Genomic DNA, 14,252 nt, shown 5'->3' on the forward strand with positions numbered 1-14,252 from the left:
CTCCTGTGAGTCGACAAACTGCACAAGTCTCTCCCCCACGCTGCGGGAACAGGTCCCGAGGCACAGCGTGGATCGTGCCCGGCCAGGCATCGGCGCCTGACGTATTGACGTGCACGAAATCGAGGGATACTCCCTTGCTATAGCATCCCAGCCTACGGGACCTCGCGACGTCCGTCCACGTCAGGCGCCTCACGGCGACCTATTTTTCCGAGGAATTCGCCTCTCGGAGCTCGCGACCCTTGGGTGACAGCAGCGAAGCGGCCACGGTGATCGCCAAGATGCCCACGATGACCACCAGCGAGAGCATCGTCGAAATCTCCACGACGGGCACGGGATGACCCCCGTTGATGAAAGGAAGGCTGTTTTCGTGCAGGGCGTGCAGGATCAGCTTGACACCGATGAACCCGAGAATAGCGGCGAGTCCCCACGACAAGTAGATCAGGCGGTCCAGCATCCCATCGATCAGGAAGTACAACTGGCGCAAGACCCATCAATGAAAAGGCCGTGGCGGTGAAGACAATATAAGTCTCCTGGGTAAGGCCGAAGATTGCCGGAATCGAGTCAAGAGCAAACATGATGTCGGTCAGGCCGATGGCCACCATGACCAACAGCATGGGAGTCATGACCTTTTTGCCGTTCTCCCGCGTGAACAGCTTGTCACCGTCGTACTGATCGGTCGTCTTGAGGAACCTCTTAGCCAGGCGAACCATCACGTTATTCGCCTCATCGTCGCCGCTCTCGGCGTCGTGGACTTCATCCTTAACGAGCTTGCCGGCCGTGTACACCAGGAATAAACCAAACACGTAAAACAGCGCAGCCCACCGGTTGATGGCCGCCGCGCCCACGAAAATAAACAGGGTTCTCGCGAGAAGCGCCACGACGATGCCGAAGAGCAAAACCTTCTGCTGATCAGCACGTGGCACCTTGAAGGACGCCATGATGATCAGAAAGACGAAGAGGTTATCGACCGAAAGGGCCTGCTCGGTGATGAACCCGGCGTAATACTGCACCGCGACGTCGCCACCATCCCAGATGAGAATGAAGAGACCGAACAGCAACGCGATGGTCACATAGAACGACGTCCACAGGGCCGCTTCTTTGATCGTCGGCTCGTGAGGCTTACGCACGTGAAAAATAAAGTCATACGCAAGCAATGCCAGGATTATCACGATCGTGACGATCCATTGAGTGATGGAGACCTCCACCGGCCCTCCTTGTGGGTATCAAGAACCGCACAAGTCTCTCCCATCGCCTCCGCATGCGGCGCGACCCCGTGCCCGGCCAGGCATCGGCGCCTGACGTGCTGACGTTCACAGGTCGAAGGGGATACTCCCTTGCTCAGGGAGAAACTCTACCGCCATCCGATTCAGGAGGTGACCGCCGGAGCTGGACGAAGCTATCGATCTCATTAGGTAAGCTACTCATCGAGGCCACTAATCGACGCCGAGAAAAGGACGTATAACCATGACCACCGCCTGGACCCGAGCACGGTCGTACATTTTCGGAGCCATCTTCATGGCCGGAGCCGCGTTCTTTATCTGGAGCATTCCGTCTGACGGACGTGTCGGCGAGTTCGTCGACTGGGCCATCGGATTTTGCCTGGTCTGCGCCGTACTTCTGGTGATCACCGGAATCTTCGCCGCTTCCAAGCGCTCCCAGCGGGAAATTGAGGAAATGGGAGAAATGCAGGCGCTAGAGGGATCCCACGCCCCGAATCGCGCGAAGATCTCCCAGTAAATCGTTCAACAGACGCCCCCGGCTTGAGATGAAGCCGGGGGCGTTTTTGTATATCCGGCCGAAGGTTATCTTTCGCCGGCCGGTCGCCACCCCAATGCGGGGCCAATGCGGTTCGCACATTGCTCGAGAATATGACGCCAGTCCGAAGGTTCGAGCTCAAACGGCAATTCGACGATGAATTCGTCCACCAGGTTGAAGGACGGATCGCCCAAAAGACCTTCAACAATGTCCTCGGTACTCCCGATTCGATCCGGTGCGATGATGGTCTTCTCCCCCAAAATCTTTGCGGTTCGCGGCGTTCTCCGCGCAACATACTCTTCGTATCGAACCTTCTGCTCCGGCGAAGTCTCGTCGGTCGGAACCACGACCCGAGCTTGAGCCGCTATTCCGGAGCGCCGTTCGGCCAACGCACTCCGGTATTCACGGATGACGGCCGCCTGAGCCTCGTCGAAATCGCGAATGCCATTTTCCGTTGAACCGATATTGCTCACCAAGAGACCGAGCCCGCTTTGCCCAGCCCACCTGGCCGAACGCAAAGACCCGGCCCCGTATGAAAGCCGATCCGCCAGCCCTGGACTCAGGGGCTGAACAGTTTCGGAGTCAAAGTCGCCACCAAATCCTTGATACTCCCCAAGATCTCGAACTTTTTCTCCCCGCAAGAGCGAGACAAGCCGGTGAATCCTGTCATATCCGTAATCCTCATAACGCCAGCCCGGACCGAAAACCACGTCTTTGACGTCGTCGTCAAAAGAAGGCGGGTGGACGCTCAAGCCGGGTCGCAGGCGCCCGCCGCTGAGGAGGTCAGCCACGCCGAGATCCTCAGCGAGGCTCAGGGGATTTTCGAACTCCATCGGAATGACGGCATTACCGAGTTGAATCCGCTCGGTCGCCTGGGAAAGAGCGCCCAGCATCACCCCAGGGGCCGTGACGCCGTATTGCATATGGCGAGTTCGAAGCCAGCCCGAGTCAAAACCCAAGAATTCGGCATAGCGGAACAGGTCGATGGCGTCCCTCAAGCCGGTTCCTGGATCATCGGCCGAAAAGGGCGCGATGTGCAAGAATCCGAGACGTTTCAGGGAACGTGGTTCAACGGGCACAGGGGTACCTCCATCTCAGGAAAGGAAGCCGGCCGCCTCACGGGATCATCCCGCGTGGTCGGTGCGAAGCTTCTTCTTGTTGAGCTTACCGACCGAGGTGCGCGGCAACTGGTCCATCACAACGATCCTTTCGGGAAGCTGCCACTTCGCAAATCGAGCTCGGAGCGTGCTCAGTACCGCTTCGTCGTCGATCGCCTCCCCCTCGCGTGCCACGACGTACGCCACCGGACGCTCGTCCCATTTTTCATCGGGGACGCCGATCACCGCGGCTTCTGCTATGCGCGGGTTATCCAATATCGCGTTTTCCATGTCGATCGAGGAGATCCATTCGCCGCCAGACTTGATGACATCCTTCAACCTGTCCGTGAGCTTTAAGTACCCGTTTTCGTCGATGACGCCGACGTCGCCCGACCGCCACCAACCGTCGTCGAAGGCATCCGCCGTTTCCGGACGGTCGAAATATTCCTGGGTGATAAATGGTCCCTTGTAGTAGATCTCTCCCGCCGATTGGCCGTCATGAGGCTGTTCTTGCCCGTCAACAGAAACCACTTTGATGTCCACACCGGCACTCGGAAGTCCCTGCGACCTCTTCAAGTCCCACTTTTCGTCCTCGGTCAAATGATTCAAGCTCGACTTTAGATTCCAGTTAATCGAGACGATGGGCGAGGTTTCGGATGCCCCATATCCGTGCACGATGTCCACGTTGGCCACGTCCCGGAATCCCTTCATGAGGGACAGCGCGGGCTCGGATCCAGCGACGACGACGCGTAGACCCGTGAGATCGGCTTGAGGCTCCTCCGACCGGAAATATTCCAGGAGCGGAGTCCAGATCGCCGGGGCACCATTCGAAATGGTCACCCCTTCATTCACTAGGAATTCGGCGAGGTCCTTCACCTTCCCGGCCGAGTATTGGCCCGGCATCACCAGCTTGGCGCCCGCCAAAACCGCAGAATGGACGAATCCCCACGACATGACGTGAAACATGGGGGTCACCGGCATCAGACAATCCCGGTGATTAAAGCTCAGCGAGGTGTGCAACGCCCACGCGTGCAAATACACCGATCGGTGAGAGTAAAAGATCCCTTTAGGCCGCCCCGTCGTCCCGGTGGTATAGCCCGCATAGGCGGCGGTGCGTTCGTCGACCACCTGCCAGTCGTACTCAGTCTCAGGCTGTCGGGCTATCTCATCCTCGAGATACACGGGATTCGGCAAATGCGTCGCAGGCCGCGCACCACCACGATCCGACACGATGATCCACCCTTGGATTGATTCCACGTCGTCGAGAGATTCCACGATCGGCATCAAGGACTCGTCCACCACGATCCAGCGAGCTCCGGAATGGCGCACCACGTAGCCGAGATCCTCGCGGGAGAGCTTGGCGTTCAGCTGAAGATGAGTCGCCGCCAGACCTGGGATGGCGAAGTACAACTCCATGTGGCGTCGGGAATTCCAGTCCAAAACACCCACGACATCGCCGGCCTCCACCCCAAGAGACTCCAGCGCTCGAGCCATCTGGTTGACCCGTGTCCATTCGGTGGCGTAATTCGACCGGCAGATCCGCCCCTCGGAATCTCGATACACCACTTCCGTCTCGGGATAGGTGCGAGCCGCGTGTCGAAGCATCGTGGTCACATTGAGCTGATACGTATCGCCTGTGGTGGACGGATGGCCGGTCAACATGCAGAACTCCCTTGAATAACGAGTGGACACAAGGTCAAAATGTGTCGCAGATCTCATAGTACGGAGTTATGCCAGAGGGGTCGACGTGCGACATCGTCTTACACCTGAATCGTTGAGTCGTGAGCGGCCCGCGATTCCAAAACCGCCACGGCATGCTCTTCGGCCCAGATTCGCAAGGCCCGAATTGGCTCCGCCAAACTACGCCCCACGGCCGTCAACTCGTAGTCAACTCGGGGCGGGACCGTACCCGTGACATGGCGCACCACGAATCCGTCGCGCTCCATGGATCGAAGGGTCTGAGTCAAAACCTTCGGGGTGACACCTCCAACCCTTCCACGAAGTTCCGTGAATCGGAGTGGCCCGTCGTTCAAGCTCGTGACAATCAGCGGCGTCCACCGATCGGTCACGTGCCGAAGAACCGTGCGAGACGGGCAACGAGGATCCATGACGTCAAAGGGCCCCTGGGGTTCGGACGCGATTGCGCCGTGAGATGACATCGACATTTTCTCCTTAGTTTCCTTGAGGTACCTAATATCTAATAGATACTATGCACAACAGACGATCCGCAACCGCGGACCCAGTACGACAGAGGAGATCGACATGAAAATTGCAGTCATTGGAGCCACCGGCATGATTGGTTCGCGGGCCGTAGCGGAAGCTGCCCGCCGTGGACATACGGTGGATGCGTATTCCCGTAGCGGACGCCTTCCCGAAGGTGCGACGGAAGCGTTCTCACTGGATACGGCAGATACACAAAAGACCGTCGACGTCATCGCGGACCATGACTTTACGATTCTGACGGTCGTCAATGGTCGCACCGGCGACTTTGCCACCGATATCGAGAATCACCGCGCGCTGATCGCGGCCCGCCCTCGGGGCCGATTCCTCGTCGTCGGGGGCGCTGGAGCACTTCAGGCTGACGAGCACACCATGCTCAAGGACACCGAAGGCTTCCCCGCCGAGTACAAGATCGAAGCAGATTCCTTCGCCCAGATTTATCTGGACTATGTCGATTCCGAGGGACTCGAGTGGTCGATGCTGGCCCCGGCCCCCGTCATCGCGCCCGGCGAACGCACCGGCCAGTACACGGTTGCGCTAGACGTTCCGGCAGGCGATTCGGTTTCCGCGGAAGACTTTGCCGTCGCGCTGATCGACGAAGCCGAAATGAACGAACACACCGGCAAGCGGTTCACCGTAGCAAACTAACCGCCACCGGACGCCACGAGGGCCCGATCAACATGATCGGGCCCTCGCCATGTTCACACCCTGGTTTCGTCGCGGCGTCCCGCAAGAACTCACCAGAGACGAACGTGCGGCCGGTCGCGGAGACTAGGCGTGACCCGCCTGTTGCATCTGGCGCAGTTCCTTCTTGAGGTCCGAGACTTCATCACGGAGACGCGCCGCCAATTCGAACTGGAGCTCCGCCGCGGCGTTGCGCATTTGCTCGGTCATCTGCTCGATGAGATCCCGGAGGTCCTCGGCTGGAGCCGCTGCCAGTCCGTCCTCGCGAATCTTCGCGCTGGCCGCCAAGGTTGCGTTGTCAGCGGCGTCGTCGGACTTCCCCTTCTTGCCTTTACCAGCAACGGGCGCAGTGTGATTATTTGCGGCCGCACGCTGAGCCAAGAGCTCTTTGGTGTCCTCATCTTCGCGGGCGATCAGGTCGGTGATATCAGCAATTTTCTTGCGCAACGGCGTCGGGTCGATGCCGTTCTCCTTGTTGTACGCGATTTGAATCTCACGACGCCGGTTGGTCTCGTCGATCGCGGTCTTCATGGAGTCGGTGACCTTGTCCGCATACATGTGCACTTGGCCGGAAACGTTACGGGCCGCGCGTCCAATGGTCTGGATCAACGACGTCGTCGAGCGAAGGAATCCCTCCTTGTCGGCGTCCAAAATGGCGACCAGGGACACCTCTGGGAGGTCCAAGCCTTCGCGTAGCAGATTGATGCCCACGAGGACGTCGAACTCGCCCAACCGAAGTGATCGCAACAGCTCTACACGCTTCAGGGTGTCGACGTCGGAGTGCAGATATTGGACCTTCACACCGTGCTCGACGAGGTAGTCCGTCAGATCCTCGGCCATCCGCTTGGTCAAGGTCGTCACGAGCACGCGTTCGTCGCGTTGTGCCCGCTGATTAATCTCGTCCAAGAGGTCGTCGATTTGTCCCTGAGTCGGCTTGACCACCACTTCCGGATCCACGAGACCCGTGGGGCGAATGATCTGTTCGACGTAACCGTCGGCCTGCGACAGCTCGTATTTTCCAGGAGTTGCAGACATATACACGGTTTGCCCGATGCGTTCGAGGAATTCGTCCCATTTCAATGGACGGTTGTCCATCGCGGAAGGCAACCGGAACCCATGCTCCACGAGCGTCCGCTTACGCGACATGTCCCCCTCATACATGCCACCGATCTGCGGAATCGTCACGTGCGACTCGTCCACGATCAGCATGAAATCGTCCGGGAAATAATCCAGCAAACAGTGCGGCGCCGATCCAGCCTCACGGCCATCAATATGCCGTGAGTAATTCTCAATACCGTTGCAGAATCCCATCTGCTCCATCATTTCCAGATCGTACGTGGTACGCATCCGAAGACGTTGGGCCTCGACGAGTTTATTCTGCTCTTCCAATTCCTTGAGACGTTCGCCCAATTCATGGTTGATGGAATCCACCGCACGGGCCATGCGCTCGGCACCAGCCACATAGTGCGACGCCGGGAATACGTACATCTCGTTCTCTTCCCGGATGACTTCGCCGGTTAATGGGTGGAGGGTGTAAATCGATTCGATCTCATCGCCGAAGAATTCGATGCGAATCGCGTTTTCCTCGTACATCGGAATGATTTCGACGGTATCCCCGCGGACGCGGAAGGTGCCCCGGTGAAAGTCGACGTCGTTGCGCGCATACTGCATGTTCACAAATTGGCGGAGGAGCTCGTCGCGGTCCATTTCTTCGCCCTGTTTTAGCGTCACCATCTGGGCGACGTACTCTTCAGGCGTGCCGAGGCCGTAAATGCACGAGACCGTGGAGACCACGACGACGTCGCGCCTGGTCAGCAAGGCGTTGGTGGCTGAGTGGCGCAACCGTTCCACTTCTTCGTTGACCGACGAGTCCTTTTCGATAAAGGTATCGGTCTGCGGGACGTATGCCTCAGGCTGGTAGTAGTCGTAATAGGAGACGAAGTATTCCACCGCGTTATTCGGCAGCAGCTCACGCAACTCGTTGGCCAGCTGAGCAGCCAAGGTCTTGTTTTGAACCATCACCAGAGTGGGGCGCTGGACCGATTCCACCAGCCACGCGGCCGTCGCCGATTTACCGGTACCGGTGGCGCCCAACAGGACGATGTCCTTCTCGCCGCCTTCAACCCTCTCGGTGAGTTCGGCTATGGCCTTCGGCTGATCGCCGGCGGGCTTGTACTCGGAAATGACTTCAAATGGGGCGACGACGCGGTGGATCTCCTGTGCCAGACTCATAAACCCAGGCTACCGCTATTCGCACGAATGTTCGATCGTTCGCGCCGACGGCGAACCACCCCTATCCCTGGCCCGAAAAGTGATGCGCCGGTGGGTTGACGCATCACGCTACAAACTCATCCCTAAATTGCCGAACGATGTCGTCAAAGGACGCGTCTCGCATGAAGCCGAGCTCGAGCATCCGGTCCACCGCAAACTCGCCCGGCCATGAGCAAACGATCTCCATGACCGCCGGGTCTTGGCGATCGGTGACGAGCTCACGAGCCTCGGGTCCTCCTACCGCCTCGAGAGACGCCAGCATATCTTCGACCGTGACAGATATCCCCGGAATGTTCATTCCACGCCAAGCGCCAATTTTTTGACCATCAATCTCGAGGGCATGTACTAGATTAGCCACCGCCATATTCGGCGACGAAAGCCACATCCGGGTCTCGTGCGGTACGGGGCATTCCGAGGCGATTCCGGAGAGCGGTTCCCGAATAATCCCTGAGGCAAAGGAGGAAGCAGCCGAGTTGGGCTTTCCGGGACGAACCGAAATAGTGGGAAGACGGCAAATACGCGCATCCACAAAACCTTTTCGTGAATACTCATTGACGAGCAACTCGCCCACAGCCTTCAACGCCCCATACGTTGAGTCGGGCTGCTCCGCCCAGTTTTCCTCCACGATTCGGGGCACTGAGCCTCCGAAGACCGCCAATGAACTCGTGAAAATAAAACGCGGCGAATTGCCGGCATGGCGGACCGCTTCCAGGAGGGCTCTCGTCCCGTCCAGATTGACCGCCATGGCCTGATCGAAATTTTCCGCCGATCCGCCCGAGAGCACCGCTGCCAGGTGGAATACGGCGACGGTATCGTTTCCGACCACCTCGGTCAGGATCTCAGGATCTGCAAGATTCCCCACGACCGATTGCACCCTGGGATCGTGGCTTCGGTTCTCGGCCAGGTCCAAGGAAACCACCTTGTCAAAGGAAATACCGAAGTCACCGGCGTCTTTGCGACGCAAGAGCTCATCGATGACGCGGCTGCCCAGGAATCCAGCTCCTCCCGTGACGATAATTTTCATGATGTCTCCTCTCGTACGGCCCCTAATGTCTGCGTCATATGCGAGCGCATGGCTTCGCGGGAGCCTTCGGTATCGCGTTGTTCAAGGCGGTTCAAAATTTCCGTGTGCCACGCGATGGCTTCTCGACGCACCTTGCGGGTGGCAGAGGTCTTCAAGCGAACGGCCTGAAGCACCTCTTCGAGTGGCCGATAGGTGGCAGATAGGTATTCATTCGAGGCGGCGTCAATGATGATGCGGTGGAAGGAGATATCAGCCTCAACGGCCCGGGGAATATCAGGCTCCGACTCAACGCTCTCCGCGGCGATCATGATCTCAAGCTGCTCTCGCATGAGCGCAAGCTGCTGGGATGAAATACGTTGGGCGGCGAGTTCCGCCGCGCCGATCTCAAGGATGTGCCGAACCTCCGTGAGCTGTTCGATCAGGTTTTGGCTTTCGCCTCGGAGGCTGCCTCGGAGCTTCATCAGATCGGCGTCTAATAGATCCCACTGTTCGGCAGGGGCGACTCTATTGCGTTTACCGTGGCGGACTTCGATAACGCCTCGACTCGCAAGGGCCTTAATCGATTCCCTGATGGTCAACCGTGAGACGTCGTATTCTTCTGCAAGCTGCCCTTCTGATGGAAGCTCGTCCCCTATGCCGTAAGCGCCCTGCCCAATTTTCTCCAGGAGTAACCGACTTATGCGGTCGGCAAGACTCTTGGTCATCCTTGTCTCCTCACCAGGACGTCATCATGTGATCTGGTTGACAGTATGCCACCCATAGCTACACTTGTCAGATATCTGACAACTGCCAGGTGGTGTCCCCCACATCTGGCCGGAAGAGAAGTCGATGGAGATTTCATGTCCCCGGTAGCCCTCGTACTTTTGGGTGTGGCCGCAGTGGCCGTCATCTTGGCTCTGATCATTAAGGTCAAGGCCCACCCATTCATTGCCTTGTTACTCGTATCCGTAGGGCTCGCCCTGGCCTCTGGTATCCCGCTGAATGAGCTCGTTCCCCTATTGGAAGACGGAATGGGAACCACCCTTGGTTCCGTAGCCCTGATTGTCACCCTCGGTGCAATGCTCGGAAAGATCATCGAGGTCTCGGGCGGTGCCGACGTACTCGCCAAGATGATGCTCCGGAGGTTCGGTCCAGATAAGGCTCCGTGGGCGCTAGGGACGGCAGCATTCATCTTCGGAATTCCCGTATTCGTCGATGTCGCCCTCATCGTGCTGATGCCGATCATTCTCTCGGTGGGGAGGCGTCTACAGGGCAATATGCTCAATTACGCGTTGCCCACGGTCATGGGCCTGCTAACGGTTCATGTGGTCCTCCCGCCGCACCCTGGAATAGTTGGCGGTGCGCAAGTTCTGGGAGCCAATATCGGCATGGTCCTCTTACTGGGATTCATCCCGGCGATCATCATGTGGATCTGCGCGCAACTGGTCATTCCATTCATTACCCGACGCGCCTTCTCCCCTGTCCCGGCCATCTCCGCCACTGACCTCGCCGAATCTGGAGAAGAGTTCGACGAAGATGTAACGCAGTCATTTCCCCACGTGGAGAATCCACCGAGCCCTGGCCTGGTGATCTCGATGATCCTTATTCCACTGGTTCTGATCATGACTCAAACCCTGACCTCGATGCTCCTTCCGGAGGAAAATCCGGCGGTGGCTTTCTTCTCATTCGTCGGCGCATCCCCCATGGCGTTGTTAATCGGGGTTATTACGGCGGCAATCGTGTTGGGATATCGCAGAGGCTGGGGTCTATCCCGCGCCGAGGACGTCATCAACTCCGCGCTCCCTCCGGTGGCAGCAGTCATTCTCATTACGGGAGCCGGTGGCACTTTTGGGCATGTCCTCAAAGAAACGGGTGTAGCCGACGCCGTTGCGCAGGCACTCGCTGGCACGGGACTTCACGTTCTGGTCCTCTCGTGGCTCATGGCAGCTCTGATTCGAGCGGCACAGGGATCCGCGACAGTTGCCACATTGACCACCGCGCCTCTCATCGCTCCGTTGATTTCCTCGATGCACCTCGCGCCCCTTCAAGTAGCGCTGGTCGCCGTGACCATCGGTATCGGTTCAATGGCACTCTCCCACGTGAACGACTCCCTGTTTTGGGTCTGGTCCCGATACAACAAAGTCACGACCGCTACAGCGCTGAAGTCTTACACGGTGTTGACCACGGTGACGTCCATCGCGGGATTCTGTGTTGCCCTCATCATGTGGCCCATCATTTCCGCCATCGCCTAAAACCACCCCAGAGGAGTACACGCATGCTTACCTCACCCCGTCGTCTGCTCGTTCTTGACGATGACCCCACCGGATCCCAGTGTGTCCACGATGTCCCGGTCGCTTTCGAACAAGACCCAGAACTGCTGAACAATGCCTTGAGTAGCCCTGGATCCACATGTTTCACTCTGACCAATACACGTGCCCTCGATGAAGACGACGCCGTAGCATTGAACCGCAGCACGCTGTCCCGATTTCTTCAGGCCGCGTCCGGACAGGAAACCCCGCTGCACGTCGTGTCTCGCTCCGATTCGACGCTTCGCGGACACGTGATCGCCGAACCGAATGCCTTGGCAGACGTTCTCGCCGAGCACGACATCGCCGTTGACGCATTTCTCTTTTGCCCGGCCATGCTTGAAGCCGGGCGATATACCAAGGACAACGTGCACTACGCCGTGGTGAATGGCGAACATCGCCGAGTCGAAGACACGGACTTCGCCCGCGACGCGACCTTCGGCTACTCCCATTCGAACCTGGCTGAATTTCTGGAAGAACGTTCAGCAGGGCAAGTAGCCGCGGAAAATGTTCTGAGCATCTCTCTTGACGACATTCGCGTCGGAGGAGTCGAGACGGTCTACGGCATCCTTCGCGCCACGACCAACCGGCAGTGGGTCGTGGTTAACGCGACCGAATATTCTGACATGGAGGTTGTCTCCGACGCCGTCACACGCCTTGAGAGCGAAGGCCACCACTTCGTGACCCGCTGTGGCCCTTCGTTCGTCCGCGCACTGGCCGGGCAGCAAAGCGCACAGATCCTCGATCCCCGTGACATCACGATCGACCAAAATCGCGGCCAGCATGGTCTCGTCGTCGTCGGCTCTCATGTTGGGCTGACCACCGAACAATTAGCCGAAGTGCAGCGTCGCGGCGGCCTCACAAACATCGAACTCGACGTCGAGAAGCTCTTGGACCCTGACCAACGCGAAAACCACCTAGCCCAGTCCGTCTCCGCGATTCGAGAACATCTCGCACACCAAGACGTCGCTGTGTACACAAGCCGAACGCTGATCTCGACCTCCGACCCTGCCGAGTCCCTACGCATCGCGCGGTCGGTCTCGGACGCCGTGGTCGACGTCGTATCCCGGACTCGCTCCGCCCTCCCGGCGTGGGTGGTCGCGAAGGGTGGCATCACCTCTCACGAAGTCGCACACCGCGGGTTAGACATCCGGTTGGCCAACGTTCGGGGACAATTTTTTCCCGGACAAATTTCCCTCTTCGACCCCACAGAAGCCCCCGAGGAGGTCCGCACCTGCCCATACGTCGTGTTCCCCGGCAACGTGGGCCATAAGGAGGCCCTCGCCGACGTCATCGCCCGACTCCAAGCGGCAACCCGATGAACACACCTCGACAGCACGAAGGAACCCCTAACATGACCAATACCCCAACTGTCGGCTGGATCGGACTCGGCGCCATGGGTGCGCCTATGGCCACAGTGACGGCTAGAGCCGGCCACCAGGTCACCGCATTTGACCTCAACCCCGAGGTGCTCGATTCGCTCAGGCCCACCGTTTCCTCCGCGCTATCGGCCCGAGAAGCGGCCACCGGCGTCGATGTCGTCGTCATCATGGTGGCCACGGGCCCCCAATTGGAAGCCGTGCTCTTTGGAGAGGACGGCATCTCAGACGTCCTCTCCCCCGACACAACCGTGTTAATCATGTCCACCGTCGGACCAGCCGCCGTCGAGTCAGCCGCGATCGCCCTGGCTCCCATCACTCAAAGAGTCGTTGACGCGCCCGTTTCCGGCGGTGTTTTGCGAGCCGGACAAGGAGACCTCTTGGTCATGGTTGGAGGAGCGCACGAACATATCGACGCTGTACGGCCGCTGCTCGATGCCATGTCATCGAATCACCCCGTCGTCGGGCAGGCACCCGGCGATGGACAGAAATTCAAGATCGTCAATCAACTACTGTGCGGCGTACACATTGCCGCCGCGGGCGAAGCACTCGCGCTCGCGGATTCGATGGGACTCGACGTCACTCAGTGCCATGAGGTCCTCAATGGTGGAGCAGCCCAATCCTTCATGTTTCAGGACCGCGGCTCCAGGATGGTGGCGGAAGAGTTCCACGAAGCACGCTCTGCCCTCAATATCTTCGTCAAAGACATGGGGCTGGTAACCGACGCCGCGCGAAAGGCGGAACAACCGGTTCCGTTGGCTTCAGCGGCCGAACAGCTCTACGTGCGAGGCCGTCGCGAAGGGTTTGGCCTCCACGATGACTCCGTGGTGTATCAGTTGCTTCGGACCCGTCAGAGTTGAGGTTGAGGCTCTCCGCCGTCATCTACCAGTTCACGCCATAGGCGGTCGACCTGCTCTTCCGTTTCCTCCTCAGAACCCGAGTTGTCGATCACCCACGTCGAGATCGCGCGTCGTTGTTCGTCTGTGGCCTGGGCACGGATCCGTGACCGTGCGTCGTCCGGATCCATTCCGCGCGTTGTCACGAGACGTTCGACGCGCGCCGCTTCAGGTGCTTCCACGACGATCACGCCATCGAATGAGTCTGACTGACCAGTCTCAACCAGCAACGGAATGTCTTGCACGATCACGAACGAGTCAGGATCTTCCTCCGCTGCATCCACGCGCTTGCGCGATTCGGCCCTCACCGCCGGGTGAACGATCCCGTTGAGACGCTCCCGCGCCGATTCGTCAGAGAACACCACCCGAGCCAACGCCGCACGGTCCAACGCGCCGGAGTTATCCAAAACAACGTGCCCAAAGGCCTGAATGACGTCCTCAAACACCTCCGTTCCGGGCTCCATCAGATCCCGGGCGATGGCGTCGGCGTCGATGATTTCTGCGCCACGCCGGGCTAGCATTGCGGCCACCGTCGACTTTCCCGAACCGATGCCCCCGGTCAGACCGAGGTGCCACGTTTTCTGGCTCATGACTCTCCTTCGTTCGTATGCGGCCTTCGTCTCAGCGTAGCCGCCCTCAAA

At 58.8% G+C, this 14,252-nt stretch carries 12 protein-coding genes and 1 pseudogene; 5 read left to right on the forward strand and 8 right to left on the reverse strand.

Features of this window, described 5'->3' with window-relative positions:
- Nucleotides 1–208: 208 nt before the first annotated feature.
- Nucleotides 209–1,205: pseudogene (locus D8M21_RS04500) on the reverse strand (TerC family protein); the annotation flags it as partial.
- A gap of 259 nt (nucleotides 1,206–1,464) precedes the next feature.
- Here D8M21_RS04500 and D8M21_RS04505 point away from each other — a divergent pair.
- Entirely contained in the window at nucleotides 1,465–1,737 is a 273-nt protein-coding gene (locus tag D8M21_RS04505) for a hypothetical protein (protein WP_048678439.1), read from the forward strand.
- A 65-nt stretch (nucleotides 1,738–1,802) separates the two neighbouring features.
- Here the strand turns inward: D8M21_RS04505 and D8M21_RS04510 are convergent, their stop codons facing one another.
- From D8M21_RS04510 to D8M21_RS04520, 3 genes are all read right to left on the reverse strand, one after another.
- Nucleotides 1,803–2,834: an LLM class flavin-dependent oxidoreductase gene (locus D8M21_RS04510; RefSeq protein WP_048678442.1), complete on the reverse strand. Its 1,032-nt coding sequence runs from the start codon at nucleotides 2,832–2,834 to the stop codon at nucleotides 1,803–1,805.
- 45 nt (nucleotides 2,835–2,879) lie between these two features.
- Nucleotides 2,880–4,514 carry a long-chain-fatty-acid--CoA ligase gene (locus D8M21_RS04515; protein WP_085529558.1) on the reverse strand — a complete coding sequence of 545 codons (1,635 nt, stop codon included), beginning with the start codon at nucleotides 4,512–4,514 and terminating at the stop codon, nucleotides 2,880–2,882.
- A 98-nt stretch (nucleotides 4,515–4,612) separates the two neighbouring features.
- Nucleotides 4,613–5,011 carry a winged helix-turn-helix transcriptional regulator gene (locus D8M21_RS04520; RefSeq protein WP_048678692.1) on the reverse strand — a complete coding sequence of 133 codons (399 nt, stop codon included), beginning with the start codon at nucleotides 5,009–5,011 and terminating at the stop codon, nucleotides 4,613–4,615.
- 103 nt (nucleotides 5,012–5,114) lie between these two features.
- On the opposite strand from D8M21_RS04520, the gene D8M21_RS04525 reads away from it, so the two are divergent.
- The gene (locus D8M21_RS04525) at nucleotides 5,115–5,720 is read left to right on the forward strand and encodes an NAD(P)-dependent oxidoreductase (RefSeq protein ID WP_048678445.1); all 606 of its coding nucleotides are present in this window, start codon (nucleotides 5,115–5,117) and stop codon (nucleotides 5,718–5,720) included.
- Between the two features lie 123 nt (nucleotides 5,721–5,843).
- Here D8M21_RS04525 and uvrB read toward each other — a convergent pair whose 3' ends face one another.
- The 3 genes from uvrB to D8M21_RS04540 form a co-directional block, all read right to left on the reverse strand.
- A complete protein-coding gene (uvrB, locus tag D8M21_RS04530; protein ID WP_048678447.1) occupies nucleotides 5,844–7,988 on the reverse strand; it encodes an excinuclease ABC subunit UvrB in 2,145 nt (714 codons plus the stop codon).
- Nucleotides 7,989–8,091: 103 nt separating this feature from the next.
- Complete coding sequence (gene denD / locus D8M21_RS04535; RefSeq protein WP_202975601.1) at nucleotides 8,092–9,051, reverse strand: D-erythronate dehydrogenase; 960 nt, start codon at nucleotides 9,049–9,051, stop codon at nucleotides 8,092–8,094.
- Nucleotides 9,048–9,755, reverse strand: coding sequence for a FadR/GntR family transcriptional regulator (locus D8M21_RS04540; protein ID WP_048678451.1), 708 nt, complete (start codon nucleotides 9,753–9,755; stop codon nucleotides 9,048–9,050). The genes denD and D8M21_RS04540 overlap by 4 nt, the downstream gene beginning before the upstream one ends.
- A gap of 135 nt (nucleotides 9,756–9,890) precedes the next feature.
- Here D8M21_RS04540 and D8M21_RS04545 point away from each other — a divergent pair, with 135 nt between their 5' ends.
- The 3 genes from D8M21_RS04545 to D8M21_RS04555 are packed head-to-tail and all read left to right on the forward strand — an operon-like array spanning nucleotide 9,891 to nucleotide 13,575.
- Nucleotides 9,891–11,282: a GntP family permease gene (locus tag D8M21_RS04545; protein ID WP_048678452.1), complete on the forward strand. Its 1,392-nt coding sequence runs from the start codon at nucleotides 9,891–9,893 to the stop codon at nucleotides 11,280–11,282.
- A 23-nt stretch (nucleotides 11,283–11,305) separates the two neighbouring features.
- On the forward strand, nucleotides 11,306–12,658 hold the full coding sequence (locus tag D8M21_RS04550; protein ID WP_048678455.1) for a four-carbon acid sugar kinase family protein: 1,353 nt from the start codon (nucleotides 11,306–11,308) through the stop codon (nucleotides 12,656–12,658).
- Nucleotides 12,659–12,690: 32 nt separating this feature from the next.
- Nucleotides 12,691–13,575 (forward strand): NAD(P)-dependent oxidoreductase, encoded by an 885-nt coding sequence (locus D8M21_RS04555; RefSeq protein ID WP_048678457.1) that lies wholly within the window; start codon nucleotides 12,691–12,693, stop codon nucleotides 13,573–13,575.
- On the opposite strand, the gene coaE is transcribed toward D8M21_RS04555, so the two are convergent.
- Entirely contained in the window at nucleotides 13,566–14,201 is a 636-nt protein-coding gene (gene coaE / locus D8M21_RS04560; protein WP_048678458.1) for a dephospho-CoA kinase, read from the reverse strand. The genes D8M21_RS04555 and coaE overlap by 10 nt on opposite strands.
- Nucleotides 14,202–14,252: the final 51 nt, after the last annotated feature.

The sequence above is a fragment of the Kocuria sp. HSID16901 genome, assembly GCF_003989425.1.
Lineage (GTDB): Bacteria > Actinomycetota > Actinomycetes > Actinomycetales > Micrococcaceae > Rothia > Rothia massiliensis.